This is a genomic window from Burkholderia sp. BCC1985, from assembly GCF_905339915.1.
Lineage (GTDB): Bacteria > Pseudomonadota > Gammaproteobacteria > Burkholderiales > Burkholderiaceae > Burkholderia.
Map to the genome: position 1 here is coordinate 254,134 of NZ_CAJPGY010000002.1, position 26,084 is coordinate 280,217.

The window sequence follows — 26,084 nt, forward strand, 5'->3', positions numbered from 1 at the left end:
AATGACCCGCGTCCTCGACTACTTCAGCACGCTCGTGGCGGACGACGACAGTCTGCCCGTCACGGAAACCGCGCTGTCGCTTGCGCAGGACGCGTATCCCGACCTCGACCTGCAGGGTACGCTGGCCGAACTCGACATCCTGGCCGCGCGGCTGAGCCGCCGGCTCGCCGACGATGCGGACCTGAAGGACCGCGTCGCCGCGCTCAACGAGTTCTTCTTCCGCGAACTCGGCTTCGCATGCAATCACAACGATTACTACGACCCCGATAACAGCCACCTGAACGCGGTGCTGAAGCGGCGGCGCGGGATTCCGATCTCGCTGTCGGTGCTGTACCTGGAGCTCGCCGAGCAGATCGGCGTGCCGGCGCGCGGCGTGTCGTTCCCCGGCCACTTCCTGCTGCGCGTGACGCTGCCGGACGGCGACCTGATCATCGATCCGACCAACGGCCATTCGCTGTCCGAGGCCGAGATGGTCGAGATGCTCGAGCCCTACGTCGCGCGTGCGGCGGGCGCGGTCGACAGCGCGTTGCGCGCGCTGCTGCAGCCGGCCACGAGCCGCGAGATCATCGCGCGGATGCTGCGCAACCTGAAGACGATCTATCTGCAGACGGAACGCTGGCAGCGGCTGCTCGCGGTCCAGCAGCGGCTTGTGATCCTGCTGCCGGAACAGCTCGACGAAGTGCGCGACCGCGGCTTCGCGTATGCGCGGCTCGACTACCTGCGCCCCGCGCTCGAGGATCTCGAGCAGTATCTCGGCGAGCGGCCCGATGCGGAGGACGCGACCGTCGTCGAGTCGCAGGTGACCGAGTTGCGGCAGCGGATGCAGCGCGACGGCGAGGACTGAGCCGTTGCAGTCTCACCGGCGCCCCGAACGTCGACACGCCCGCATCGCGGGCGTTTTTTTTTGCAGCTGCTTGCTTGCACTTACTTCGGCTGCATCCGGATCGCGCCGTCGAGGCGGATCACTTCGCCGTTGAGCATCGGATTCTCGACGATCTGGCGCACCAGCATCGCGTATTCGTCCGGTTTGCCGAGCCGCGGCGGGAACGGCACCATCGCGCCGAGCGCGTCCTGCACGTCCTTCGGCATGCCGAGCAGCATCGGCGTCTCGAACAGCCCGGGCGCGATCGTCATCACGCGGATGCCGTGGCGCGACAGGTCGCGCGCGATCGGCAGCGTCATGCCCGCGACACCGGCCTTCGACGCCGCATACGCGGCCTGGCCGATCTGCCCGTCGTACGCGGCGACCGACGCGGTGCTGACGATCACACCGCGTTCGCCGCCGGCGTTCGTCGCGGTCGCGGCCATCGCGGCGGCCGCGAGCCGGATCATGTTGAAGGTGCCGACCAAGTTGACGTTGATCGTCTTCGCGAACACGTCGAGCGGATGCGCGCCGTCCTTGCCGACGGTTTTCGCGGCGGGCGCGATGCCCGCGCAATTCACGAGGCCGCGCAGCGTGCCCGCGCGCGTCGCGGCGTCGACGGCCGCCTGCGCATCGGCCTCGCTCGATACGTCGCAGCGCACGAATACGCCGCCGAGGTCGCCCGCGAGCGCCGCGCCGGCTGCTTCGTTGAGGTCGGCGAGCACGACCTTGCCGCCGGCCTGAGCGAGCATGCGGGCCGTACCGGCGCCGAGGCCCGATGCGCCGCCCGTGATCAGAAAGACGTTGTCGCGAATCTCCATCACTGTCTCCTTGGTTGGGTCCGATGCCGGTCGATCGGAGGCACGGCCGCCGCGCCGGTTCATGCGGCGCACGTATTCGATCGATTGTACGGGGCGCCGCCGGATGCCGGCGAGACCGGCGCGGTCGTGCGAGGTCGGACGAAACGGATGGCGCAGGCGGAAAAAAGGTTCATCGAAGATTACCGGCGAACACGTGGAAGACCGTCGGCGCTCGGCGGTCTCCAGCCGTTGGCCAGTTCAGCCGTCAACCGAAGCTGATGCTGAAGCCGCGTGTACCAGCGTCACTGCCTGTTCGCGCGCAGCCTCCCTGCCCGCGTGATCGATTTCGGGTCCAAACAGCGTTTTCTCGACGACGATCGATTCGATGTCGGTGATACCGATGAAGCGCAGCCACGCCTCAAGAAACGGCCGCTGATAGTCGAACGACTCGGCGGGCGTGCTCGATTGCCTTGAATAGTCGAGGCCTCTCGCATAGATCACGACGGCTTTCTTGCCGTTCAGCAATCCCGCCAACCCACGCTCGTCGAATGAGAAGAGGAGGCCGCGGTGGGACACGGCGTCGATGAAATGCTTGAGCTTGTACGGGATGGAAAAATTCCACAGCGGCACGGAGAACAGCAGCGTATCCGCGTCGTGCATCCGCTGCGCCAGCTGGCGGAAATCCGCCCACGCTTGCTGCTGGCCTTCGCTGAGCGGCGTGCCGCTCAAGTCCGCGTATTTGGCATCGAGCGCATCGCCGTCGAGCTCCGGCAATTGCGTCGCCCACAGATCGAGCACGTCGACCCGATGCACCGGATGCGCGTCGCGCCAGGCTTCCAGATACGCGTGCGCAACGTCGAGTGATGCGGACCGCGACTTGCGCGGGGACGATTCGATATGAAGCAAGGTCGACATGGAACGACTCCTGACGGGTTGACGGCCCTCATCAGAACATAGTTCGATTCGAAATATAAACGAAGTATCATCACGCTACTCAGTAGCATTCGCACTGTATTGCGGGACATCTCATGTTCGATACCGTTTTGCTGCGCTCCTTCGTGGCCGTCGTCCAGGAAGGCGGGTTCACGCATGCCGCGGCCCGGCTGAATCTGACGCAGTCCGCGGTCAGCGCGCATCTGCGCCGCCTAGAAAAACAGGTCGGCCGTGACCTGCTCGTGCGCACCACGCGCTCGGTCGCGCTCACGGTGGACGGCGAGCTGCTGCTGGGTTACGCGCGTGCCATCCTCGCGCTCAATCAGGACGCGCGGGCGCAACTGCTGCGCGAACCGAGCGCGGGCACGATCCGCGTGGGTCTGTCGGAAGACCTCGCCAACGTCAGGCTGATGCATGTGATGAAGGCGTTTGCCGGGCGGTACCCGCGCATCGCATTCAGCATCAGAGTGGGTATCCCGGGCGATCTGCTCCAGGCGCTGGATCACGGTGAACTGGATGTGGTGATGGGCGGGCGCTGCCACGGCGGGCCCGCCGGACGCGTGCTCTGGCGCGAGCCGCTCGTGTGGGCCGGTGCGGATTGGGCGTCGCTCACGCCTGGCGTACCGGTGCCGATTGCGCTGCTGCCGGAACCCTGCCCGTATCGCGAGGCCTCGCTGGCAGCACTGGCCCGAGCGGGCGTGGATTACCGGATCGTGCTCGTGTGCCCGAGCGGCGCCGGCCTGTGCGCCGCCGCGCACGCGGGCCTTGCGGTGACGCCGATCGTGCACACACAACTTGCGCACGGCTTGCGTGCGATTCCGCCGGATGCCGGCCTGCCGGCCCTGCCCGATGTCGAGTTCACGATGTTCGCGGCGCCGGGCGCGTCGGCCAGGGTTGTCGATGAACTGGGCAACGCGATCGTGCTGGCATTCGCGCACAACGGGTGACCACGTTCATCGCGGCGACAGCGTTGGGATTTGCGCGGCCAGAGGCACATGCATCGTCGCCGGTTCACGAAATTCCACGATGAACCAAAAAAAAGCCGCCCCGAAAGGGCGGCTTGCGGTGCACGACGCGGTGCTTACTTCAGTGCGTCGAACGCACGCTCGCGGATTTCGTCCACGCTGCCGAGGCCCGAGATCTTGCGATACTGCGGGGCCTTCAGGCCGTTTTCCTCGCCGCGCTGCGCCCAGTCGCCGTAGTACGTGATCAGCGGCTTGGTCTGCGCTTCGTACACTTCGAGACGCTTCAGGACGGTTTCTTCCTTGTCGTCGTCGCGCTGGATCAGCGGTTCGCCCGTCACGTCGTCCTTGCCCTCGACCTTCGGCGGGTTGAACTTCACGTGGTACGTGCGGCCCGATGCCGGGTGCGTGCGGCGGCCGCTCATGCGCTCGACGATCTCCGAGAACGGGACGTCGATTTCGAGCACGTAGTCGATCGCGACGCCGGCTTCCTTCATCGCGTCAGCCTGCGCGATCGTGCGCGGGAAGCCGTCGAACAGGTAGCCGTTCGCGCAGTCGGCTTCCTTCAGGCGCTCCTTCACGAGGCCGATGATCAGCGCGTCCGGCACGAGCTTGCCGGCGTCCATGTAGCCCTTCGCCTCGACGCCGAGCGGCGAGCCGGCCTTGACGGCCGCGCGCAGCATGTCGCCCGTCGAGATTTGCGGGATGCCGAACTTTTCCTTGATGAAGTTTGCCTGGGTACCCTTGCCCGCGCCGGGCGCACCCAACAGGATCAAACGCATGGTGATATCTCCGGTATGTAGATTCGTGTGGCGAGACGCAAAAGCGTCGGCGACAGCGTGCGCGGGGCTTGCCTTGCGCGCGGCGGACCGGTCTGATGCGGCGCGTCGGCGAAAGGCGACGCGCGGCTGCCGGGACGGGCCGTGGCGGGGTCAAGCTAGGACGCGCGGGTCGCGGACGGCTCGCACAATCGCCTGATTATGCCACGGGTTATTTTGAACCCGGCCGAAAAAGGGCCTGCACGCGTGCGAGATCGGCCGGCGTATCGATGCCGGCTTCGGGTGCATGCTCGGTGATCAGCACCGCGATGCGCTCGCCGTGCCACATCGCGCGCAGCTGTTCGAGCTGCTCGGCCTGCTCGATCGGCGCCTGCGCGAGCGACGGATAGGTGCGCAGGAAACGCGCGCGATAGGCGTAGAGTCCGATGTGGCGATAGACCGGAAAGGCCGGTGCGGGCATGGCCGCGACGTCGGGCCAGTGCGGCTGGTACGCATCGCGGCTCCACGGAATCGGCGCGCGCGAGAAGTACATCGCGACGTTGCGCGCGTCGAGCGCGACCTTCACGATGTTCGGATTGAACACGTCGGCCGCGTCGTGGATCGGGTGCGCGGCGGTCGCGATCGCGCAGTCCGGGTGCGCGGCGAGGTGCGACGCTACGTCGCGGACGAGCGCCGGGTCGATCAGCGGCTCGTCGCCCTGCACGTTGACGACGACGGTGTCGTCGCTCCACCCGAACGTCGCGGCGACTTCCGCGAGCCGGTCGGTGCCGGACGGATGGTCGGCACGCGTCAGCACCGCTTCGAAACCGTGCTCGCGGGCCGCGTCGAGCACGCTCTGCGCGTCGGACGCGACGAGCACCTGCTGCGCGCCCGCTTCGCGCGCGCGCTCGGCGACGCGCACGACCATCGGCTTGCCGCCGAGATCGGCGAGCGGCTTGTTCGGCAGGCGCGTCGACGCGAGCCGGGCAGGAATGACGGCGATGAAGGGCTGCGGATGAGTCATCGGGGCTGAGCGGTGAGAAGAGCGGGGCGGGCGGCGCGTCGAAGGCGGGCCGCCCGGCAGGGCCGGCACGCGGCCGCGAAGAAGCGCGGCCGGGCGCCGGTGCAGCGGTGCGGCGTTTAGTTGCCGGCCGGGCCGGCGGGGTCGACCGGCGTGCCTTCGACGGTCTGGCGTGCTTCGTCGACGAGCATCACGGGGATGCCGTCGCGAATCGGGTACGCGAGCTTGTCCGCGTTGCAGATCAGCTCCTGCGCGGCGCGGTCATAGTGGAGCGGGCCTTTGCAGATAGGGCACACAAGGATTTCAAGCAGGCGAGCGTCCACGGAGTTTCTCCACAACGAGGGCAATGAGGCGAGGATCGAGCGCGGCTTCGACGGGGACGACCCACAGCCGAGCGTCGCGCCAGGAAGCGCCCAATTTTACTGCATCCTTCTCGGTGATCAGGATCGCATCGACCGCATCGTCGACGAACGGATTGTCGGCGAACGCGTAATGGTCGGGCAGCGCGCGCGTCGCCGGCGCGAGGCCGGCCGCACGCAGCGTCGCGAAGAAGCGTTCCGGCGCGCCGATGCCGGCCGCGGCGAGCACGCGCTCGTGCGCGAACTGCGACAGCGGGCGGCGCAGCGCCGGCTGGTCGAGGTGCCACGCGGCGCCCGGCGTGAGCGCGAGCGCATAGGTGTCGGGCCACGGCGGCAGCGCGCCGCTGTACGGATCGTTGACGAGCGTTGCGTCGCGGTGGCGCGACAGCGGCTCGCGCAGCGGGCCGGCCGGCAGCAAGAAGCCGTTGCCGCCGAGCCGGTGGTCGAACACGACGAGCTCGACCGTGCGCGCGAGGCGGTAGTGCTGGAGGCCGTCGTCGCTGACGATCACGTCGACGTCCGGGTGCGCGGCGCGCAGCGCCTGCGCGGCCGCGACGCGGTCGGGGCACACCCACACGGGCGCGCCGGTGCGGCGCGCGATCAGCAGCGGTTCGTCGCCGGCCGCGCTCGCGCGCGACGCGGGCGTGACCGCGGTGGGCGCCTTCACGTTCGCGCCGTAGCCGCGCGACACGACGCCCGGCGTGAAGCCGGCCGCGCGCAGCGCGTCGACGAGCGCGATCACGGTCGGCGTCTTGCCGGTGCCGCCGACGGTCACGTTGCCGACCACGACGACGGGCACGCCGACGTCGACCGGTTGCTTCCAGCCCTGCGCGTAGGCCGTGCGGCGCAGCGCCGCGCACAGGCCGAACACGCACGCGAACGGCGTGAGCGCCCACGCGAGGGCGCCGCGTCGCTGCCATTCGCGCGTGAGGCGCGCTTCGAGCCGCGCGAGCGGGCCGCCGGGCGCGCTCATCGGGCCGGGCGCGGCGCGTCGTGCGCCGCGGCGTGGGACGGATTCGTCAAGACGGATTCTCCGTGGGGCGGCGCATGCCGCTAGGGGTTCGGAAGGCGGCACTCTAGCGCGCCGCACGCGGGCGCGGCAAGCGCGGCCGGGCGACGCACCCGATGGGGCCGGAACGGAACGGGCTGTGGATAACTCTGTGAAAAACTCCCGGCCTGTCCGCGTGAAACGCCCGCCGGGCGGACATCGAATCGGCGGCAAATCAAACCGCAAGGTTTAAAAAACTATAAAAATCAATGCGTTGTGAGGAATCGTCTGGGTTTTTCCGCGGTTTTGAAGCGTTTTTGATGGACGATTGCCAGAGTGTGGACACCTTCCAAATGGTGCAGCGCGGGCGGCCGGCGCTGGACGCCGCGCGCGTGTCGGACTATCGTGTCGCCGCCAGCATTCATCCGACCGCCCATGCTTTCCGACTCTCCTTTTTCCGCTCCCGGCGCGACCCGCGGCGGCGACGAAGTGATTCCCGTTTCGGCGCTCAATCGCGCGATTTCGACGATGCTCGAGCGCTCGTTTCCGCTGCTGTGGATTTCGGGCGAAGTGTCGAATTTCACGCGCGCCGCGAGCGGCCACTGGTATTTCTCGATCAAGGACCAGCAGGCGCAGATGCGCTGCGTGATGTTCCGCGGTCGCGCGCAGTACGCGGAATTCACGCCGCGCGAAGGCGACCGGATCGAGGTGCGCGCGGTCGTCACGATGTACGAGCCGCGCGGCGAAGTGCAGCTCAACGTCGAGGCCGTGCGGCGGACGGGCCAGGGGCGCCTGTACGAGGCGTTCCTGCGGCTGAAGGCGCAGCTCGAGGCCGAAGGCCTGTTCGCGCCCGAGCGCAAGCGGCCGCTGCCGGCGCACCCGCGCGCGATCGGCATCGTCACGTCGCTGCAGGCCGCCGCGCTGCGCGACGTGCTGACCACGCTCGCGCGCCGCGCGCCGCACATCCCGGTGATCGTCTATCCGGCGCCCGTGCAGGGTGCGGGCTCGGCCGAGAAGCTCGTCGCGGCCGTGCAGGCGGCGAACGCGCGGCGCGAGGTCGACGTGCTGCTGGTCTGTCGCGGCGGCGGGTCGATCGAGGATCTGTGGTCGTTCAACGACGAAGCGCTCGCGCGTGCGATCGCGGCGAGCGAACTGCCGGTCGTCAGCGGCGTCGGCCACGAAACCGATTTCACGATCGCGGACTTCGCGGCCGACCTGCGCGCGCCGACGCCGACCGGCGCGGCCGAGCTCGCCAGTCGGCAGCGCGCGTTGCTGTTGCGCGAGGTGGCCGACCGGCAGCGCGCGCTTGCGCGCTGCCTGGAACGCGGGCTCGAGCAGCGCGCGCAGCAGCTCGACTGGCTCGCGCGCCGGCTCGTCAGCCCGGCCGAGCGGCTGCAGCGGCAGCGCACCCACGTCGAGCAACTGGCGGTGCGGCTCGCCTCGGCCGCGTCGCGGCCGGTGCGCGACGCGCGTGCGCGTTTCGCGCTCGCGCAATTGCGCTGGCAGCGCGCGCGGCCCGACCCGGCGCAGGCGCGTCAGGCACTCGCCGGGCTGTCGCAACGTCTCGCGGTGGCGCTGCAGCGCCGTCACGAGCGCGATACCGCGCGCGTGTCGGCCTGCGCGGCGCGGCTCGAGGTGCTGAGCCCGCAGCGCACGCTCGAGCGCGGCTACGCGGCGCTGATCGACACGCAGACCGGCCGCGCGGTGCGCGCGCCGAACGCGCTGAAACCGCAGCGCCGCCTGACCGTGCATCTCGCCGAAGGCTCGGCCGACGTATCGCTCGCCGACGTGCAGCCGCGGCTGACCGATACGATCTGACGACGGCGGCGTAAGCGGAACGAAGGTCGCGCGTCCGGCGCTCCGGATGGGTCCGGCGCCCGGCGCGGGAACGGATGCTGCGCATCCGTCTTCTCGTCCTGCCGGATGAAGCGGGAACGCCGATTTTCTGCATACCGCGGATAAATGCCCGTGAGTTTGCGGGGATATTCGGACTCGCCTACAATCGGACGCTCGGCAGCATTCAACACAGCCTCCCTACATACTCAACGAAGGAATCGCCATGGCTCATACGCTCCCGCCGCTCCCGTACGCTGAAGACGCACTCGCGCCGACCATCTCGAAAGAGACGATCGAGTACCACTACGGCAAGCATCATCAGGCTTATGTGACGAACCTGAACAATCTGATCCCGGGCACGGAATTCGAAAGCCTGTCGCTGGAAGAGATTGTGAAGAAGTCGTCGGGCGGCATCTTCAACAACGCCGCGCAAATCTGGAACCACACGTTCTTCTGGAACAGCCTGTCGCCGAACGGCGGCGGCGCACCGTCGGGCGCGCTGGGCGACGCGATCAACGCGAAGTGGGGTTCGTACGACGCGTTCAAGGAAGCGTTCTCGAAGGCCGCGGTCGGCACGTTCGGTTCGGGCTGGGCATGGCTCGTGAAGAAGGCCGACGGTTCGCTCGACATCGTGTCGACGAGCAACGCCGCCACGCCGCTGACGACGGCCGACAAGCCGCTGCTGACGATCGACGTGTGGGAACACGCGTACTACATCGACTACCGCAACGCACGTCCGAAGTTCGTCGAAGCGTTCTGGAACATCGTGAACTGGGACTTCGCAGCGAAGAACTTCGCGTAAGTCCATGCGTACTGCGCGCCGTTGCGGCGCGCGGCACCCGAAGAAAAGCCCTCGTCACGAGGGCTTTTTTGTTTTTGTCGGGCGGGAATCGATGCGTGGCACTTGTCGGATCACGCGAGCGTCGTCGCCAACCAGCCGAGCGCCGCGCTCGCGATCACGACGGCCCACGGCGGCACCCGCCAGAACACGAGTGCGACGAACGCGACGAGCGCCGCCGCGAAGTCGCGCGGCGACACGATCGTCTCGCTCCACACCGGGTGATACAGCGCGGCGAGCAGCAGCCCGACCACCGCCGCGTTCACGCCCGCGAGCGCGGCCTGCATGCGTGTGCTGCGGCGCAGGCGTTCCCAGAACGGCGCGGTGCCCGCGACGAGCAGGAACGACGGCGCGAAGATCGACACGAGCGCGATCGTCCCGCCGAGCCAGCCGTTCGGCGCGTCGCGCAGCGACGCACCGAGGAACGCCGAGAACGTGAAGAGCGGCCCCGGCACGGCCTGCGCGAAACCGTAGCCGGCGAGGAACGCCGAATCGCCGACCCAGCCCGGCGCGACGACGGCTGCCTGCAGCAGCGGCAGCACGACGTGCCCGCCGCCGAACACCAGCGCGCCGGTGCGAAAGAATGCGTCGGCCACCGCGACGGGGTGCGAATGCAGCGCGCCCGCCGCGAACGGCAACGCGACGAGCAATGCGGCGAACAGCACGAGCCACAGCGCACCCGCGCGATGCGACACGTGCAGCGGCAGCGGATCGTGCGCGCCGCGCTCGGGCTGCGGCAACAGTACGAGCCCGGCCGCGCCGGCCGCGACGATCACGGCCACCTGCAGCCATGGGGCCGGCACGAGCAGCGCGAGGCAGGCCGCGACCGCCATCAGCGTGGCGCGGCGCGCATCCGGGCACAGCGTGCGCGCCATGCCCCACACCGCCTGCGCGATCACCGCGACCGACACGATCCGCAACCCGTGCAGCGCGCCGGCCGCGACCGGCATGCCCGCAGCGTGCATGCCGAGCGCGAACAGCATCATCAGCAGCGCCGACGGCAGCGTGAAGCCGAGCCATGCGGCGAACATTCCCGCATAACCCGCGCGCGACAGGCCGATCGCCATCCCGACCTGGCTGCTCGCCGGCCCCGGCAGGAACTGGCACAGGCCGACGAGATCGGCATACGCGCGTTCGGTCAGCCAGCCGCGCCGCGTGACGAACGCGTCGCGGAAGTAGCCGAGATGCGCGACGGGCCCGCCGAACGACGTGAGGCCGAGCCGCAGGAACGCGACGAAGACAGGCCACGCGTGGCGGGAAGGGGCGGTAAGGGTGGACGTGTTCAAGCGCGTATGCGGGGAGAAGGACGAACGAGCCGCCACGATAGCGCGAAGCGATGACGGCGGGAATGCGGCGTTGCGGCGATCGCTCGATGGCGTCACGACGGGCGCGTCAGGACGGAGGCGGCGCGTCGTCAGTGCGTGCCGTCAGTGAGTGCCGTCAGGCAGCCCGCTCGCCCGGCGCAGCGCATCGACGTCGACGAGTTCGATCTCGCCGACATGCAGCCGCACGACGCCGTCGGCCTGCAGCGCCTTCAGCAGCTGGTTGGTGGTCTGCCGTGTGAGCGACAGCATCGCCGCGAGCTTTTCCTGCGACAGCCGGATGCGCGTGCGGCCGGCGCTGATCCCGCCGTAGCCGTCGGCGATCATCAGCAGCCGTGCGGCAAGCCGCTGCGCGGCCGGCATCACGCTCATCGATTCGACGGTCAGGAAGCTCAGCCGGAGCTTTTGCGCCATCAGCAGCGCGAACTGCCGCCAGTATTGCGGCGTCGTGTCGAGAATCGCGAGCAGCGCGCGCTGTGGGACGTGCAGCAGGAGCGTGTCGTCGAGCGCGATCGCGTCGTGCGTGCGCGGCTGGCCGTCGAACAGCGCGATCTCGCCGAACCACGTGACGGGTTCGGCGACCGTCAGCAGCGCTTCCTTGCCCTGCGGATCGACCGCGCCTATGGTGAGGGCGCCGGCCAGCACCGCATACAGCCCGCATGGCGGGTCGCCGCGGCGGAACAGCGCGTGGCCGGCCGGCAGGTGCCGCAACGCGGCGCGGGCGAGCAGGTCGTCGCGCAACGCCGGCGGCAGCGCGGCGAACCACGGGTGCGCTTCGATCTGCGGCAGGTACGGGGCGAGCGGCGAGGGCATGGGCACGCGATGTCGGGTAGCTGACAGAGGTTCCTGGGCGTGACGCGCATCATAGCGCCCAATGATCGTTCAGGAGACACCATGAAGACGCTCGAAGACCACCTTTCCCAGTATGCGGCCTACCATCGCGACGCGCGCAACATCGCGACGCATCTGGTCGGCATTCCGATGATCGTGTTCGCGGTCGAGGTGCTGCTGTCGCGGCCGGCGCTCGGCACGCTGGCCGGTGTCGCGCTGTCGCCGGCGCTGCTGCTCGCGGTGGCGTTCGCGGTGTTCTACCTGCGCCTCGACCTGCGCTTCGGGGCGGTCATGACTGCGCTGTTCGCCCTCGGCCTGTGGGCCGCGCAGACGCTCGCGCTGCTGCCGACCGCGCAATGGCTCGGGATCGGCATCGGCGCGTTCGTGGTCGGCTGGATCGTACAGTTCGTCGGGCACTGGTTCGAGGGGCGCAAGCCCGCGTTCGTCGACGATCTGGTCGGGCTGATGGTCGGGCCGCTGTTCGTCGTCGCCGAAGTCGCGTTTTTCGCGGGCCTGCGCGGCGACGTGCGCCGCGAGGTCGAGCGGCGCGCGGGGCCCGTGCACGGCGGCGCGCATTCGCATGTCTGACGCGTCGCCCTGCGGGTTCGGCGCGGACGCGGTCGGCTGCGCCCTCGGCGGCCGGTTCGCGGCGGCGTCGCGGCCGGCCCTGGCGCGGCGATGCGCCGTGGGCCGAACTGACCGCGCCGGCGACCTGCGAGCGGCGCGGGGCCGCGCGTCGCCCGCCATCCCACGCGCGACGCGCAACGGCTAAGATGCGGGGTGCGTCGCACGACAGGACGCGTACGCGGAGCAATCGCCATGGTGGATCGCCCGACTCTCGATGCCTACGAAGCCCATGCCGCGCAATACGCGCAGGACTGGCTCGACCAGGCCGCCCCCGACGACATGTATGCGCTGCTCGAGCAATATTTCTCGCCCGGGCCGACGGCCGACGTCGGCTGCGGTGCGGGACGCGACACCGCGTGGCTCGCTTCGCGCGGATTCGACGTGCGCGGCTACGATGCGAGCGCCGCGCTGCTTGCCGAGGCGCGCTTGCGCCATCCGTCGCTGACCTTCGAGCTGGCTGCGCTGCCGGCGCTCGCCGGCGTGCCGGCCGGCGCGTTTCGAAACGTGTTGTGCGAGACGGTCGTCATGCATCTCGAACAGGCGGATGCCGCAGCGGCGGCCGCGCGGCTGGCCGGGTTGCTGATGCCCGGCGGCACGTTGTACCTGAGCTGGCGGGTGGCCGGCAACGGCGCGCTGCGCGACGAGCGCGGCCGCTTGTATACGCCGCTCGATTCGGCGCGCATGCATGCGGCGCTCGGCGCCGGCATGCACGTGATCGACGAGCACGAAGTGGTCAGCGCGTCGTCCGGCAAGCGCGTGCACCGGCTGATCGCGCGCCGCGCCAACGCCCTCGACGGCGCCGCGTGAGCGCGGCCGCGCGAACTCATTCGCGGCTGAGTGCCGCTTCCCAGTTGATGTCGACGCACAGCACCTGCATGCCGGTCGCGGCCGGCGCGGCGATCGATGCGGTCACGCACAGGTGCGCTTCGTTGATCGACAGGTACGGCGGCGTCAGATGCACGCGGCCGGGCGCGCGCATCGCGTGGATGAAGTAGGGGCGGCGCTCCCAGCTCGCGCCTTCCGAATGCAGCAGCGGCCGGAAGCGCTTCGCCCGCTGCGAGACGCTGCCGCGCGCGAGCACGTTGTCGCCGATCTGGCGGCCCGATGCATCGAGCAGGAAGCAGCGCGCGGTTTCCGGCAACCCGAGCACGGCGCCGGCCGCGTCGATCAGCGATTCGCCCGCGACGAGCTTCCGGCTGGCTTCCTCCAGCGCGGCGACATACGGCGCGAGGCGTTCGGCCTGCGTGCGCTCGCGTTGCGCGACGCGCAGCCGCAACGCGGCCGACAGCGTATCCATGCAGCCTGCGGCGGCCTGCGGTTGCACGGGGTCGACGCTCGGCCCCGCGAAGTACTGCCCCTGCACGAAATCGACGTCGCATTCGAGCGCGATCATCGCGTCGCGCTCGGTCGAGAGCCCGCCCATCAGCACGAGCTGGCCGGATTCGTGCAGCAGCGACACGAGCCCGGGCAGTACGCGCTCGAGATGCGAGTGTTCGCTCGCCTGCGCGAGGATCCCGCGGTCGAGCGTGACGATGTCGGGGTGCAGGTGCCACACGCGGTCGATGTTCGAATGTTTCGCGCCGAAGCCGCCGAGCGCGATCAGGAAGCCGGCCTTGCGCAGCCCGTCGACGATCGCCGCATAGCGCGGCGTCTCGCCGCCCGCCTGCTCGGGCACCTCGAGCACCACGCGATGCGGCGGCAGGCCGAGCGCCTTCAGGTTCGCGAGCAGCGCGTCGCCGTAGACGGTGTCCATCAGCGCCGCCGGGTGCAGGCTCAGGAAGAGCCATTCGTCGTGACTGTCGAACGCGTGGAAGTTGCCGAGATGCAGCGATTCGGCGAGCCGGCCGAGCTCGAGCAGGTCGCCGCGCCGCGCCGCCTGCGTGAACACCTCGTGCGACGCGACCTGGCGGCTGTCCTCGTCGTGCGCGCGCAGCGACGCGTGATAGCCGATCGCGCGGCGGTGCGACACCGAGAAAACGGGCTGGAACACGCTGAACACGGTGTATGCGCCGTACAGCACGGTGCGCCGCTTCCCGTCGTCGCCGGCGACGGGGCGGGGCGGCTGGAAGCCGGGTGGATCGATGTCGATCATGCTCATGATGTCGGCCGAAGGAAGACTGCCAGTTTACCTACAGAATAGGCGAGCAAGAAGCATGCACGGCATCGTGCCCCGTGCGGCGGGCCGTCGCGGCCGGCAGGGCGCGGGCGGTGCAGCCGTGCTGCACCGACATGGTGCACGGCGCGCCGCCGTGGCGATTGCGGCGGCGCGCGCCGTGCGTCACGCGCGTTCGGACGGATCGGTCTTGTGCTGCGTGCCGCCGCGGATGTCGGGCGCGAGTTGCGCGAAGATCCACGCGGACGCGGCCGTGATGATCCCGACACAGATGAAGGTCGCATGGAACGCGGGCAGCGTGTTGCTCGGCGTCACCGTGCGCAGCATCCCGGTGAAGGTGGCCAGCAGCGCGCCCGCGACCGTGACGCCGAGGCTCATCGACAGCATCTGCACGAGCGAGAACAGGCTGTTGCCGCTGCTTGCGCCGCCGGTGCCGAGATCCTTCAGCGTCAGCGTGTTCATCGCGGTGAACTGCATCGAGTTGAAGCCGCCGAACAGCGCGAGATGGACGACCTTCACCCACACCGGCACCGTGTCGCGCATCAGCGCGAAGCTCGCCATCATCACCCCGACCATGATCGTGTTCGCGAGCAGCACCTTGCGGTAGCCGTGCTGCGTGATCAGGCGCGTGATGATCCGTTTCGAGAACATCCCGGCCGCCGCGACCGGCAGCATCATCAGCCCGGCCTCGAATGCCGAATAGCCCAGGCTCACCTGCAGCAGCAGCGGGATCAGGTACGGCATCGCGCCGCTGCCGATCCGCGCGAACAGGTTGCCGAGCAGGCCGACGCTGAACGTATGGATCTTGAACAGCTCGAGCGAGAAGATCGGCTGCGGCGCGCGCACCGCGTACAGCCCGTACGCGACGAAGCACGCGAGGCTCAGGATCAGCAGCACGAGCACGGCCGCGTGCTGCATCCCGAGATCGGCGAGCCCGTCGAGCGACAGCGAGATCGCGACCATCCCGATCGTCAGCAGCAGATAGCCCTTCAGGTCGAAGCGGCCGACGGCCGGGTTGCGCGCGTCGGGCATCGAGTAGAAGGTCGCGACGCAGCCGGCGACGCCCACCGGCACGTTGATCAGGAAGATCCAGTGCCACGACGCGATCTTCACGAGCCAGCCGCCGAGCGTCGGCCCGATCAGCGGCCCGATCAGCCCGGGAACCGCGACGAACGACAGTGCTGGCAGGTAGCGTTCGGCCGGGAAAGTGCGCAGCACGGCCAGCCGCCCGACCGGCAGCAGCATCGCGCCGCCCACCCCCTGCACGACGCGGAACACGACGAGCTGCGACAGCGTATGCGCGTTCGCGCACAGCAGCGAACCGAGCGAGAACACCAGGATCGCGCTGAAGAACACGCGCCGCGTGCCGAACGTGTCCGCGAGCCAGCCCGAGACGGGAATCATCACCGCCATCGTCAGCGAGTAGGCGATCACGACCGACTGCATCCGCAGCGGCGATTCGCCGAGACTCACTGCCATCGACGGCAGCGCCGTGTTGACGATCGTCGCATCGAGCGTCTGCATGAAGAAGCCCGTCGCAACGAGCCAGAGCATTATGGTGAGGTTCTTTTCGCCGGGAGCGGCGGCGGGCGGGCGTTGGAACATGGGGACGGACCGGTGGCGCGGGACAGCCGCCATTGTAGGCAAAGCCGCCGTGCCACGCAGGATCGGTCCGGACGCCTGTCCGGCGGCGGACCGATACAGTTCAGTCGAAAGTGTCTGCAGGCGTATCTGTCCGTGTTTCGCCACTGTCCGAAATACTGGCGTCATCGAACCCACACGACCCGGAGGCGGCCATGCGCGAACTGCGACTCTACGAGATGGACGGCAACGAACCGGCCGGGCGGTGGCGGATTGTCGATCGCACCGCGTTGCAGGTCGCGGACGGCGGTCTGTGGGTGACGATCGAGGGCCGGCCCGACGATCACTGGTTGCATGCCGGTGAGACGCTCGCGCTGCTGCCCGGCATGCGCGTTTGGATCAGCGCGGCGGCGGGCGGCGCGGTGTTCGCGTTCGGCCCGCAGGCGGCGCCGGCCGTGCAGGCTGCGCCGAGCGCATGGCGGCGGTTCGCCGCATGGCGCGGCGGCCGCGCTCAGGCCGCCGCGTCGCTGCCGACGTAGCGCGCGCGGGGCCGGATGAGCTTGCCGCTAGCGTACTGTTCGAGCGCGTGCGCGATCCAGCCGGCGGTGCGGCCGGCCGCGAACAGCGTGAACGCGGCGCCGTCGGGCAGCGCAAGCGTGCGCTCCAGCACCGCGAGCGCGAAATCGATCGACGGCCGCAGGCCGGTCGCCGCCTCGACGCGCGCGGCGAGCGCGCGGGCCATGCGCAGCGGCGCCCGGGCGGGCAGCGTCGCGTGCAGTGCGTCGAGCAACGCGTGTGCGCGCGGATCGCCGTCGGGATAGAGCGGATGCGCGAAACCGGACAGCGCCGTGCGTGCGCCGTCCGCCCGTTCGTCGTGCGCGACGCGCAGCGCGAGGTAGCGGTCGAGATCGGCGGCCCGCGCGGCTTCGTCGAGCAGCGCGCCCGCGCGGAACGTCTCGCCGCCGTGGCGCGGGCCCGACAGCGCTGCGAGCCCGCCCGCGATCGCACCGAACAGGTGGGTGCCGGTCGACGCGATGCAGCGCACCGCAAAGGTCGACGGGTTCAGTTCATGATCGGCGCACAGCACGAGTGCGCGGCGCAGCAGGTCGGCTTCATCGCGCCGCCGGATCCGCCACGCGGCGGCGAGCTGTCGATGCACGGGCGCGTCGCCCGGTGCGATGCCGGCCAGCGCGGCCGTCGTCACGCGCAGCAGCAGCGTGGCCGCGTCGAACTGCGCGTCGCGCCCCTGCGCCCACAGGCGCGGCAGCGAGGCGGCCGCGGCGGGGAGCAGCACCAGCGTGCGCTCGAGCGGCGCGAGATGGGCCCAGCGGCGGGCCCAGTCTTCCCACTGCGCGGTGTCGAAACCGGTCGATGCAAGCGCTGCCGCAGCGAGCCGTGCGGGCGGACAATCCCACAGGCGGGCCGCCGTTTCCTCTAGCGTCGCGTCGTTCGCGAGCGCGATCGCATCGGCGCCGCGATAGTGCAGGCGCCCGTCGGCGATCTGCGTGATCCGCGATTCGAGCACGGGCACGCCCCAGTCGAGCGAGCGTTCGGCGACGCCGCCCGCGCGTTTTGCATCGGCGCGGCGGCGCGCGAGCAGGCGCACCTCGTCCGCGTCGTAGCGGCGGCGCTTGCTCGCGCCGTCGGGCAGCGAGCGCAGCAGGCCGCGGCTCACATACGCGTAAAGGGTGCTCACGCTGACACCGAGGATGCCGGCGGCTTCCGGCGCGCTGAGGGACGTCATGCCGATCGCTCCTGTCGGGGCGCATGAAGCGCGGCCCGGCTACAACTATTCGTTATGCGTTGATTCGCGCAATCAAGATTGATCGCGCCTGTCGCGAATTCTAGACTCGAATGCGTCTCCTCAACGGCGCGCTTCCACCATGACCCCCGAACTCGCATTGACCCACTTGTGGCAACTGGCGCACGGCGAACCGCGCGCACTGGCCCGCGCGGCCGTGGCGGGGCAGGACCCGACGCTGCCGTCGGCATTCCACGTCGGCACGCTCGCCGCGGCGACGATCGCGGCGGCCGGGCTCGCGGCGGCCGAATGCCACCGGCTGCGCACGGGCGTCGCGCAGCGCGTCGACGTGTCGATGCGCGACGCGCTCGTCGCGTTTCGCAGCGAACGCTACCTGCGCGTGGACGACGGCCTGCCGCCCGAGCCGCGCCATCCGGTGACGGGCTTCTACGACACGCGCGACGGGCGCTGGATCCAGCTGCATGCGAACTTTCCGCATCACCTGCACGGGATTCTCGACGTGCTCGGCAGCGGCCCGCAGCGCGATGACGTGGCCGCGGCGATCCGCACGTGGGACGGCGCGGCACTCGATACCGCGCTCGCCGAGGCCGGCCTGTGCGCGGCATTGATCAGAACCCCTGACGAATGGGCGGCGCACGACCAGGCACGGGCACTCGCGTCGCTGCCGCTGTTCGAGATCGAGCGGATCGGTGACGCGCCCGTCGAGGCGATCGGCCGCGGCGCGCCCGACCAGCCGCTCGCGGGCGTGCGCGTGCTCGATCTCACGCGCATCATCGCGGGGCCGGTCGCGGGCCGCACGCTGGCATCGCACGGTGCACAGACGCTGCTCGTCAACGGCCCGCACCTGCCGAACATCGCGTCGCTCGTGATCGACAACGGGCGCGGCAAGCGCTCGACGTGGATCGACCTGCGCGAGGCGGGCGGTGTCGCCGCGTTGCGCGCGCTCGCACGCGACGCCGACGTATTCCTGCAGGCCTATCGCCCCGGCGCGCTCGCGGCGCGCGGGTTTTCGCCGCAGGCGCTGGCGGAGCTGCGGCCCGGCATCGTCTGCGTGTCGGTGTCCGCATACGGGCACGCGGGGCCGTGGTCGATGCGGCGTGGCTTCGACAGTCTCGTGCAGTCGGCGAGCGGTATCGCGTGGCACGAGCAGCACGCCGCGCACGCGGACGGCCCGCGCCATCTGCCATGCCAGGCGCTCGATCATGCGACGGGTTATCTCGCGGCGTTCGGCGCGATGATCGCGCTCGCGCGCCGTGCGACGGAAGGAGGGAGCTGGCACGTGCGGCTCTCGCTCGCGCAGACGGGGCGCTGGCTGCAATCGTTCGGCACGGTGCCGGACGGCCTGCGGGCGCCGGATTTCACGTTCGACGACGTGCGCGACCGGATCGACCGGAGCGCGTCGCCGTTCGGCACGATCGATGCCGTGCGTCCGGCCGAACGCCTGTCGGCGACACCGCCGCGCTTCACGCGGCCGCCCGTGCCGCTCGGCACGGACGAAGCATGCTGGCTGTGAGCGCCGGCGGCGCCGTACGCCGTGAGTATTGCCGGCGTTACTTGCGCAGTTCGACGACGAAGTCGTAGTAGTCGTTGCGGCAGTAGGTATCGGTGAGTTCGATCGCGCGCTGGTCGGCCGTATAACCGATCCGCGTGATCAGCAGCAGCGCATCGTGCGGCGCGATGCCCATCTGTTGCGCGATCTCGTCGGTCGCGTTGACCGCGCGGAAATGCTGCAGTGCGCGCACGATCGGCGTGCCGCGCGCTTCGAGATAGCTGTACAGCGAACCGCCGATCGCTTGCGGATCGGGAATCAGCGTGGCGGGGAACGTCGAATTCTCGACGGCCATCACGATGCCGTCGGCGAGGCGCAGGCGTTTCAGCCGTGTAACGGAGGCGGCCGGCGACAGGCCGAGCTGGATCACTTCGTCGCGATTCGCGGGCTGGATTTCGCGCTCGAGCCATTGCGAACTCGGCTTGAAGCCGCGGCGCTCGAGCATCTCGCTGAAGCTCGACAGCCGCGACAGCGGATCCTCGTAGCGCGGCCGGATGAAGTTGCCGGCGCCTTGCGTGCGGCGGATCAGGCCCTGCTCGACGAGCAGCGCGATCGCCTTGCGCGCGGTAATGCGCGACACGCCGAGCGCTTCGGACAGCACGCGTTCGGACGGCAGCGCCTCGCCGGCCGCCCAGCGATTGTCGTGGATCGCGTCGCCGAGCTTGCGGGCGAGCTGCAGGTAGAGCGGCGTGTCGTTGTCGGGGTCGGGGCGCAGGTCCTGCCAGCGGTCGTCCGTGGGTGCCTTCATGGAATGGGTATCGATCAGGGTGCCGGCCATTCTAAGTCATCATGCGGTGCCGTTATAGCCGGTTTTTGCCGTGTAACAGGTGGACGCCGCACCGATTGACTACACTGATGCGTCGTATTTGATGCTTCGGCCGCGGGTGCGCGGCCACGAATCCGCAGCGAGGAGCGCATGACAGACACGATCGCCACGGTCGTCCTGCCGGACGGCGAGACGATTCCGAAACTCGGCCTGGGCACCTGGGAAATGGGCGAGCGGCCCGCGCGCCGGGCGGACGAGATCGCCGCATTGCGCGAGGGGATCGATCTCGGAATGACGCTGGTCGATACCGCCGAGATGTACGGCGACGGTGCGACCGAGGCACTCGTCGGCGAGGCGCTCGCCGGCCTGCGCGACGACGTGTTCCTGGTCAGCAAGGTGTATCCGCATCATGCGAGCCGGCGCGGCGTCGTCGCCGCGTGCGACGCGAGCCTCAAGCGTCTGCGTACCGATCGTCTCGACCTGTACCTGCTGCACTGGCGTGGTTCGGTGCCGCTCGAGGAGACCGTCGAGGGGTTCGAGGCGCTGCGACGCGCGGGCAAGATCCGCCGCTGGGGCGTCAGCAACTTCGATACGGCCGACATGGCCGAGCTCGTCGACGAGGCGGGCGGGGGCGCGTGCGCGACCAACCAGATTCTCTACAACATCGCGCGGCGCGGCCCGGAATTCGACCTGCTGCCGTGGCTCGCCGATCACCGGATGCCGGCGATGGCCTACAGCCCGGTCGATCACGGACGGCTGCCGAAGCGTTCTCCGCTCGATGAAATCGCGCGGCAGCGCGGTGTGTCGGTCACGCGCGTCGCACTCGCCTGGGTGCTTGCGCAGCCGGGTGTGTTCGCAATTCCGAAGACGTCGCGGATCGAGCACGTGCGCGACAATCGCGCCGCGCTCGATCTCGTGTTGAGCGATGACGAGCGCGCGCAACTCGACGGGTACTTCCGTCCGCCGCGCAGCAAGCGCGCGCTCGAAATGCTCTGACCGCGTCGTGGGCAGGCGACGCGTCGGTCAGTGGCCATGGCCACTGGACGATCCGCCGTTGCCGCCGGCACTGCCGCTTCCATTGCCATTGCCGACGCCGTTGGCGCCACCGTTGCCAGCGCCGCCGCTACCGTTGCCATTACCGTTGCCACCGCCGTTGCCGTGACCGCCGGTGCCATGGCCGCCGGTGCCGGAACCACCGCCGGAACCGCCGCCGGAACCGCCGCCGGAACCGCCGCCGGAACCACCGCCGGAACCACCGCCGGAACCACCGCCGGAACCGCCACCGGAACCACCGCCGGAACCGCCGCCGGAACCACCGCCGGAACCACCGCCGGAACCGCCGCCGGAACCGCCGCCGGAACCGCCGCCGGAACCGCCGCCGGAACCGCCACCGGAACCACCGCCGGAACCGCCGCCACCGTGGCCTCCGCCACCACCGGAGCCGCCACCACCGTGACCTCCGCCACCGGAGCCTCCGCTACCGGAGCCTCCGCTACCGGAGCCTCCGCTACCGGAGCCTCCGCTACCGGAGCCTCCGCTACCGCCGGAGCCGCCGCCACCGTGACCTCCGTCGCCGTGGCCTCCGCCACCGCCGGAGCCGCCACCACCGTGACCTCCGTCGCCGTGGCCTCCGCCACCGCCGGAGCCGCCACCACCGTGACCTCCGTCGCCGTGGCCTCCGCCACCGCCGGAGCCGCCGCCACCGTGACCTCCGTCGCCGTGGCCTCCGCCACCGCCGGAGCCGCCACCACCATGACCTCCGTCGCCGTGGCCTCCGCCACCGCCGGAGCCGCCACCGCCGTGACCTCCGTCGCCGTGGCCTCCATCGCCGTGACCTCCGTCACCGTGGCCTCCGTCGCCATGGCCTCCGTCACCGCCGGAGCCGCCACCGCCACCATGGCCGCCTCCGGAAGTACCGCCCCCGGAAGTACCGCCTCCGGAAGTACCACCGCCCGAAGTACCACCGCCTGAGCCCCCGCTGCCGGAGGCATTGCCGCCGCGGCCGGTGCCCCCCGAGCCAACCGAGCCGTTCGTCCCGCCCGTTGTCCCGCCGACGCCTGCGGGGCCGACGGCGCCATTGCCGTTGTTTCCGCCGCTACCCGTGCTGGCGCTCCCGCTTCCGGTCGTTCCGCCGCTACCGAGGCCGCCATTTCCGCCATTGCCGCCGCCGGCATACACACGCACCGCACAAGCGGCCGGGTTGGCCGCACATGACGCAGCGTTTTCGGCCAAGATCATCACGGTGTCCGCGCTGGACGTGGCGTCAGGCGCCGCGTTCTGCTCGATCTGGGCGGATGGGGTGGTGGAAGTGCCGTCACCCGGCAGCACGGTCACAGGAACGACGGTTGTCGTGTCCTGCGCGACGGCATACGAGCAGCAGCACGCAATCGCGGCTGCGGCCAGCAGGGTCATGCGATAGCACCGTCCCGTCGTGCGGGACAGTTGTTTCGTTCTGCTCATCATTGGCCTCCCGATGCGCGCGATGCCTCGACACGCGCGTTCATCAACGTGTGGAGCAGGGGACCAGCAACGATGCAGTGTCGTTTCGGCGGCCGACGTGTGTCCGGCCGGCGCCAGAGGCCAGCCGCGAGCACGAGTCGGCACGCGGGCCCGCCGTGCGAATCCCTAACTGCGAGATTCGTGCCACCGGCCGGCTATGCCCGCGGCGCAAGGCGCGCACGTAGTGCGCGACAGCGCGCGATACGTCGTCGTGAGCTTTTTGTTTCCGAACTGAAACGTCTGACTACGTCTGGCGCGCCGTCGTGTCGGCAGCGCGCGGCCAGCGATGGCAGAGGATCGACGCGATCCAGGCGACCAGAAAGAGTGCGACGATGCCGTAACCGATCGCGCCGAAGCGTTCCCCGAGTGCATCGAGCGCATCGCGTACGGGGCCCGTCAACGACAGCTTGTCGGCGAGCAGGCCGGCGGCCTCGATCCCGCCGATGGCCAGCGCGACGGCCGCCGACAGCAGCGTGATGCTCGCGTTGTAGAGCAGCTTGCGCCGCGGGTCGTCCATCGCCCATCCGTACGCATGAATCATCAGGACATTGTCGGTCGAGTCGATCAGCGTCATGCCGGCGGCGAACAGCGCGGGAAACAGCATGACCGTATAGAGCGGCAGCGCGTGGCTCGCCTGTGCGGCCGCGATCGCGAGCAGCGCGATTTCGGTTGCAGTATCGAAACCCAGGCCGAACAGCACCCCGGCCGGATACATGTGCCAGCTCTTCGACACGAAGCGGAACAGCGGACGCAGCAGCCGACCGACGAGGCCGGCCGGAGGATGTGCATGCGCGGCGTCGTGCGCGTGATCGGGCGCGCCGCGATAGCGCCGCCACACGTCGCGCAGGATCACCAGGTTGATGCACGCGAGCACGAGCAGGAAGGTGGCCGACACGGCCGTGCCGATCGTGCCGCCGATCTCGCGGAATGCGTCGAAGCGGTCGCGCAGCGCGAACGCGCTAAGCGCGATGCCGAGCGTCGCGGCGATCACGATCGTCGAGTGGCCGAGCGAGAAGAACAGGCCGACCGTCACCGGACGCCGGCCGTCCTGCATCAGCTTGCGCGTCGCGACGTCGATCGCGGCGATGTGATCGGCGTCGACCGCATGACGCAGGCCGAGCCCGTACGCGATCGCCGCGGTGCCGAGCAGCAGCGGATGGTCGCGCAGCACCGCGAGTGCCCACAGCCAGACGGCGACGTTCGCGGCGATGAGGCCGGCATACAGCATCAGCAGGCGGCGCAGGGCAGGGGAGCGTGGCATCGGCAGGGTTCCGTCGGACGAATCGCGATGCATTGTGGCATGCGAAAAAAATGCCTGACGTGCCGATCAAAAACGTCGCCGGCCGGTCGCATCGCTGCGTTCGACGGACGAAAAAAAGCCCGTCCGGAACCGGACGGGCTCGTGCTTGCCGCGCACCAGTGCGCAGGCGCGCCGCGCTTACTTCACTTTCGCGTTGATCACGGCTTCCGACACGTTCGCCGGCGTTTCCGCGTAGTGCTTGAACTCCATCGTGTACGTCGCACGGCCTTGCGTCGCCGAGCGCAGCGACGTCGAATAGCCGAACATCTCCGCGAGCGGCACCTCGGCGCGCACCAGCTTGCCGCCGCCGCCCGCGATGTCTTCCATCCCCTGCACGATGCCGCGCCGGCTCGACAGGTCGCCCATCACGTTGCCCATGAAGTCCTCGGGCGTCTCGACCTCGACGGCCATCATCGGCTCGAGCAGCACCGGCTTGGCCTTGCGCATCGCTTCCTTGAACGCCATCGAGCCGGCCATCCGGAACGCGTTTTCGTTCGAGTCGACGTCGTGGTACGAGCCGAACGTCAGGTGCACCTTCACGTCGACCACCGGGTAGCCCGCGAGCACGCCGCTCTTCAGCGTCTCGGTGATGCCCTTGTCGACGGCCGGGATGAATTCGCGCGGAATCACGCCGCCCTTGATCTCGTCGAGGAACTCGTAGCCCTTGCCGGGGTTCGGCTCCAGCGTGATCACCGCGTGCCCGTACTGGCCGCGCCCGCCCGACTGCTTGACGAACTTGCCCTCGACATCGGATGCCGTCGTGCGCACCGTTTCGCGATACGCGACCTGCGGCTTGCCGACCGTCGCCTCGACGCCGAACTCGCGCTTCATCCGGTCGACCAGGATTTCGAGGTGTAGCTCGCCCATCCCCGAAATGATCGTCTGGCCGGATTCCTCGTCGGTCTGCACGCGGAACGACGGATCTTCCTGCGCGAGACGGTTCAGCGCGAGGCCCATCTTCTCCTGGTCGGCCTTCGTCTTCGGCTCGACGGCCTGCGAGATCACCGGCTCCGGGAATTCCATCTTCTCGAGGATGATCGGCTTGGCCGGATCGCACAGCGTGTCGCCTGTCGTCGCTTCCTTCAGGCCCACTGCCGCTGCGATGTCGCCCGCGCGCACTTCCTTGATTTCCTTGCGCTCGTTCGCGTGCATCTGCAGGATTCGGCCGAGCCGCTCCTTCTTGTCCTTCGTCGCGTTCAGCACCGTGTCGCCCGATTCGACGACGCCCGAATACACGCGGAAGAAGATCAGCTGGCCGACGAACGGATCGGTCATGATCTTGAACGCGAGCGACGAGAACGGCTCGTCGTCGCTCGGGTGACGTTCGGCCGGCTTCTCCGGATCGTGGAAGTCGTGACCGAGAATCGCCGGCACGTCGACCGGCGACGGCAGGTAGTCGATCACCGCGTCGAGCATCGCCTGCACGCCCTTGTTCTTGAACGCGCTGCCGCACAGCATCGGCACGATCTCGTTGGCGATCGTGCGCTGGCGCAGCGCGGCCTTGATCTCGTCCTCGGTCAGCGATTCATGGTCGTGCAGGTACTTCTCGAGCAGTTCCTCGCTGGCTTCCGCGGCGGCCTCGACCATCTTCTCGCGCCATTCGTGCGCGAGCTCGACGAGATTCGCGGGGATGTCCTCGTACGTGAACTTCACGCCCTGGCTTTCGTCGTCCCAGACGATCGCCTTCATCTTCACGAGATCGACGACGCCCTGGAAATGATCTTCCGCGCCGATCGGAATCTGGATCGGCACGGCGACGCCCTTCAGGCGTTCGCCGATCTGGCGCTGCACGCGGAAGAAGTCCGCGCCGATGCGGTCCATCTTGTTGACGAACGCGATGCGCGGCACCTTGTACTTGTTCGCCTGGCGCCATACGGTTTCGGACTGCGGCTGCACGCCGCCGACCGAGTCGTAGACCATGCACGCGCCGTCGAGCACGCGCATCGAGCGCTCGACCTCGATCGTGAAGTCGACGTGCCCGGGCGTGTCGATGATGTTGATCCGGTGTTCGGGGTAGTTGCCGGCCATGCCTTTCCAGAAGGCCGTGGTCGCAGCCGACGTGATCGTGATGCCGCGTTCCTGCTCCTGCTCCATCCAGTCCATCGTGGCCGCGCCGTCGTGCACTTCACCGATCTTGTGGCTCACGCCGGTGTAAAACAGGATGCGCTCGGTCGTCGTGGTCTTGCCGGCATCGATGTGAGCGCTGATCCCGATATTGCGATAGCGCTCGATGGGGGTTTTGCGGGGCACGTGAACCTCCTGGTGGTTCGGATCGTAAGCGGGACGGCGGCGCCGGCCCGGGCTGAAACAAGCGAGATTTAAAGCATAGCGCTTGTCCGTGGCTTTTGCAGATGCGGGCAAGGTCCGCCGTATCAAG

At 69.3% G+C, this 26,084-nt stretch carries 24 protein-coding genes; 10 read left to right on the plus strand and 14 right to left on the minus strand.

Going from position 1 to position 26,084, the window contains the following annotated elements; all coding sequences use genetic code 11:
* Position 1 precedes the first annotated feature (1 nt).
* Positions 2-844 carry a SirB1 family protein gene (locus U4Z31_RS03140; RefSeq protein ID WP_044848584.1) on the plus strand — a complete coding sequence of 281 codons (843 nt, stop codon included), beginning with the start codon at positions 2-4 and terminating at the stop codon, positions 842-844.
* Positions 845-924: 80 nt separating this feature from the next.
* Here U4Z31_RS03140 and U4Z31_RS03145 read toward each other — a convergent pair whose 3' ends face one another.
* Together U4Z31_RS03145 and U4Z31_RS03150 are read right to left on the minus strand one after the other, a co-directional pair.
* Entirely contained in the window at positions 925-1,683 is a 759-nt protein-coding gene (locus U4Z31_RS03145; RefSeq protein ID WP_321809397.1) for an SDR family NAD(P)-dependent oxidoreductase, read from the minus strand.
* 237 nt (positions 1,684-1,920) lie between these two features.
* On the minus strand, positions 1,921-2,577 hold the full coding sequence (locus tag U4Z31_RS03150; RefSeq protein WP_124666029.1) for an FMN-dependent NADH-azoreductase: 657 nt from the start codon (positions 2,575-2,577) through the stop codon (positions 1,921-1,923).
* Between the two features lie 113 nt (positions 2,578-2,690).
* Here U4Z31_RS03150 and U4Z31_RS03155 point away from each other — a divergent pair, with 113 nt between their 5' ends.
* Positions 2,691-3,542, plus strand: coding sequence for a LysR substrate-binding domain-containing protein (locus U4Z31_RS03155; protein WP_044848574.1), 852 nt, complete (start codon positions 2,691-2,693; stop codon positions 3,540-3,542).
* A gap of 134 nt (positions 3,543-3,676) precedes the next feature.
* On the opposite strand, the gene adk is transcribed toward U4Z31_RS03155, so the two are convergent.
* The 4 genes from adk to lpxK all read right to left on the minus strand — a co-directional run bounded on the left by adk (position 3,677) and on the right by lpxK (position 6,668).
* Positions 3,677-4,339, minus strand: a complete 663-nt coding sequence (adk, locus tag U4Z31_RS03160) for an adenylate kinase (protein WP_044848575.1) — start codon at positions 4,337-4,339, stop codon at positions 3,677-3,679.
* 208 nt (positions 4,340-4,547) lie between these two features.
* Entirely contained in the window at positions 4,548-5,339 is a 792-nt protein-coding gene (kdsB, locus tag U4Z31_RS03165; protein WP_044848576.1) for a 3-deoxy-manno-octulosonate cytidylyltransferase, read from the minus strand.
* 116 nt (positions 5,340-5,455) lie between these two features.
* The gene (locus U4Z31_RS03170) at positions 5,456-5,659 is read right to left on the minus strand and encodes a Trm112 family protein (RefSeq protein WP_124660841.1); all 204 of its coding nucleotides are present in this window, start codon (positions 5,657-5,659) and stop codon (positions 5,456-5,458) included.
* Positions 5,640-6,668: a tetraacyldisaccharide 4'-kinase gene (lpxK, locus tag U4Z31_RS03175; protein ID WP_124486973.1), complete on the minus strand. Its 1,029-nt coding sequence runs from the start codon at positions 6,666-6,668 to the stop codon at positions 5,640-5,642. Before lpxK ends, U4Z31_RS03170 begins: the two co-directional genes overlap by 20 nt.
* Before the next feature lie 450 nt (positions 6,669-7,118).
* Between lpxK and xseA the strand changes: the two genes are divergently transcribed.
* A complete protein-coding gene (xseA, locus tag U4Z31_RS03180) occupies positions 7,119-8,501 on the plus strand; it encodes an exodeoxyribonuclease VII large subunit (RefSeq protein WP_321809398.1) in 1,383 nt (460 codons plus the stop codon).
* A 241-nt stretch (positions 8,502-8,742) separates the two neighbouring features.
* On the plus strand, positions 8,743-9,321 hold the full coding sequence (gene sodB / locus U4Z31_RS03185) for a superoxide dismutase [Fe] (RefSeq protein WP_321809399.1): 579 nt from the start codon (positions 8,743-8,745) through the stop codon (positions 9,319-9,321).
* Between the two features lie 110 nt (positions 9,322-9,431).
* Here sodB and chrA read toward each other — a convergent pair whose 3' ends face one another.
* On the minus strand, positions 9,432-10,643 hold the full coding sequence (gene chrA / locus U4Z31_RS03190) for a chromate efflux transporter (RefSeq protein ID WP_321809400.1): 1,212 nt from the start codon (positions 10,641-10,643) through the stop codon (positions 9,432-9,434).
* A 141-nt stretch (positions 10,644-10,784) separates the two neighbouring features.
* Positions 10,785-11,492, minus strand: a complete 708-nt coding sequence (locus U4Z31_RS03195; protein WP_124486977.1) for a Crp/Fnr family transcriptional regulator — start codon at positions 11,490-11,492, stop codon at positions 10,785-10,787.
* An 81-nt stretch (positions 11,493-11,573) separates the two neighbouring features.
* Here U4Z31_RS03195 and U4Z31_RS03200 point away from each other — a divergent pair, with 81 nt between their 5' ends.
* Together U4Z31_RS03200 and U4Z31_RS03205 are read left to right on the plus strand one after the other, a co-directional pair.
* Positions 11,574-12,098, plus strand: a complete 525-nt coding sequence (locus U4Z31_RS03200; RefSeq protein ID WP_044848582.1) for a DUF962 domain-containing protein — start codon at positions 11,574-11,576, stop codon at positions 12,096-12,098.
* A gap of 231 nt (positions 12,099-12,329) precedes the next feature.
* Positions 12,330-12,944: a class I SAM-dependent methyltransferase gene (locus U4Z31_RS03205; protein ID WP_321809401.1), complete on the plus strand. Its 615-nt coding sequence runs from the start codon at positions 12,330-12,332 to the stop codon at positions 12,942-12,944.
* Between the two features lie 16 nt (positions 12,945-12,960).
* Here U4Z31_RS03205 and U4Z31_RS03210 read toward each other — a convergent pair whose 3' ends face one another.
* Together U4Z31_RS03210 and mdtD are read right to left on the minus strand one after the other, a co-directional pair.
* The gene (locus tag U4Z31_RS03210; protein WP_044845572.1) at positions 12,961-14,235 is read right to left on the minus strand and encodes an EAL domain-containing protein; all 1,275 of its coding nucleotides are present in this window, start codon (positions 14,233-14,235) and stop codon (positions 12,961-12,963) included.
* Positions 14,236-14,415: 180 nt separating this feature from the next.
* A complete protein-coding gene (mdtD, locus tag U4Z31_RS03215; protein WP_044845573.1) occupies positions 14,416-15,855 on the minus strand; it encodes a multidrug transporter subunit MdtD in 1,440 nt (479 codons plus the stop codon).
* 191 nt (positions 15,856-16,046) lie between these two features.
* Between mdtD and U4Z31_RS03220 the strand changes: the two genes are divergently transcribed.
* A complete protein-coding gene (locus U4Z31_RS03220) occupies positions 16,047-16,370 on the plus strand; it encodes a DUF2917 domain-containing protein (protein WP_321809402.1) in 324 nt (107 codons plus the stop codon).
* On the opposite strand, the gene U4Z31_RS03225 is transcribed toward U4Z31_RS03220, so the two are convergent.
* Positions 16,343-17,575, minus strand: a complete 1,233-nt coding sequence (locus U4Z31_RS03225; RefSeq protein ID WP_321809403.1) for a citrate/2-methylcitrate synthase — start codon at positions 17,573-17,575, stop codon at positions 16,343-16,345. The two genes, U4Z31_RS03220 and U4Z31_RS03225, sit on opposite strands and share 28 nt — an antisense overlap.
* Before the next feature lie 139 nt (positions 17,576-17,714).
* Between U4Z31_RS03225 and U4Z31_RS03230 the strand changes: the two genes are divergently transcribed.
* Positions 17,715-19,106, plus strand: a complete 1,392-nt coding sequence (locus U4Z31_RS03230; RefSeq protein ID WP_321809404.1) for a CoA transferase — start codon at positions 17,715-17,717, stop codon at positions 19,104-19,106.
* Between the two features lie 37 nt (positions 19,107-19,143).
* Here U4Z31_RS03230 and U4Z31_RS03235 read toward each other — a convergent pair whose 3' ends face one another.
* Complete coding sequence (locus U4Z31_RS03235) at positions 19,144-19,890, minus strand: GntR family transcriptional regulator (protein WP_044845577.1); 747 nt, start codon at positions 19,888-19,890, stop codon at positions 19,144-19,146.
* Between the two features lie 168 nt (positions 19,891-20,058).
* On the opposite strand from U4Z31_RS03235, the gene U4Z31_RS03240 reads away from it, so the two are divergent.
* Entirely contained in the window at positions 20,059-20,904 is an 846-nt protein-coding gene (locus tag U4Z31_RS03240) for an aldo/keto reductase (RefSeq protein ID WP_321809405.1), read from the plus strand.
* Positions 20,905-20,940: 36 nt separating this feature from the next.
* Positions 20,941-21,879, plus strand: a complete 939-nt coding sequence (locus U4Z31_RS37140) for a hypothetical protein (protein WP_415750260.1) — start codon at positions 20,941-20,943, stop codon at positions 21,877-21,879.
* Between the two features lie 772 nt (positions 21,880-22,651).
* Here the strand turns inward: U4Z31_RS37140 and U4Z31_RS03250 are convergent.
* Positions 22,652-23,668 carry a HoxN/HupN/NixA family nickel/cobalt transporter gene (locus U4Z31_RS03250; RefSeq protein ID WP_321809407.1) on the minus strand — a complete coding sequence of 339 codons (1,017 nt, stop codon included), beginning with the start codon at positions 23,666-23,668 and terminating at the stop codon, positions 22,652-22,654.
* Between the two features lie 177 nt (positions 23,669-23,845).
* On the minus strand, positions 23,846-25,957 hold the full coding sequence (fusA, locus tag U4Z31_RS03255) for an elongation factor G (protein ID WP_044845578.1): 2,112 nt from the start codon (positions 25,955-25,957) through the stop codon (positions 23,846-23,848).
* Positions 25,958-26,084: the final 127 nt, after the last annotated feature.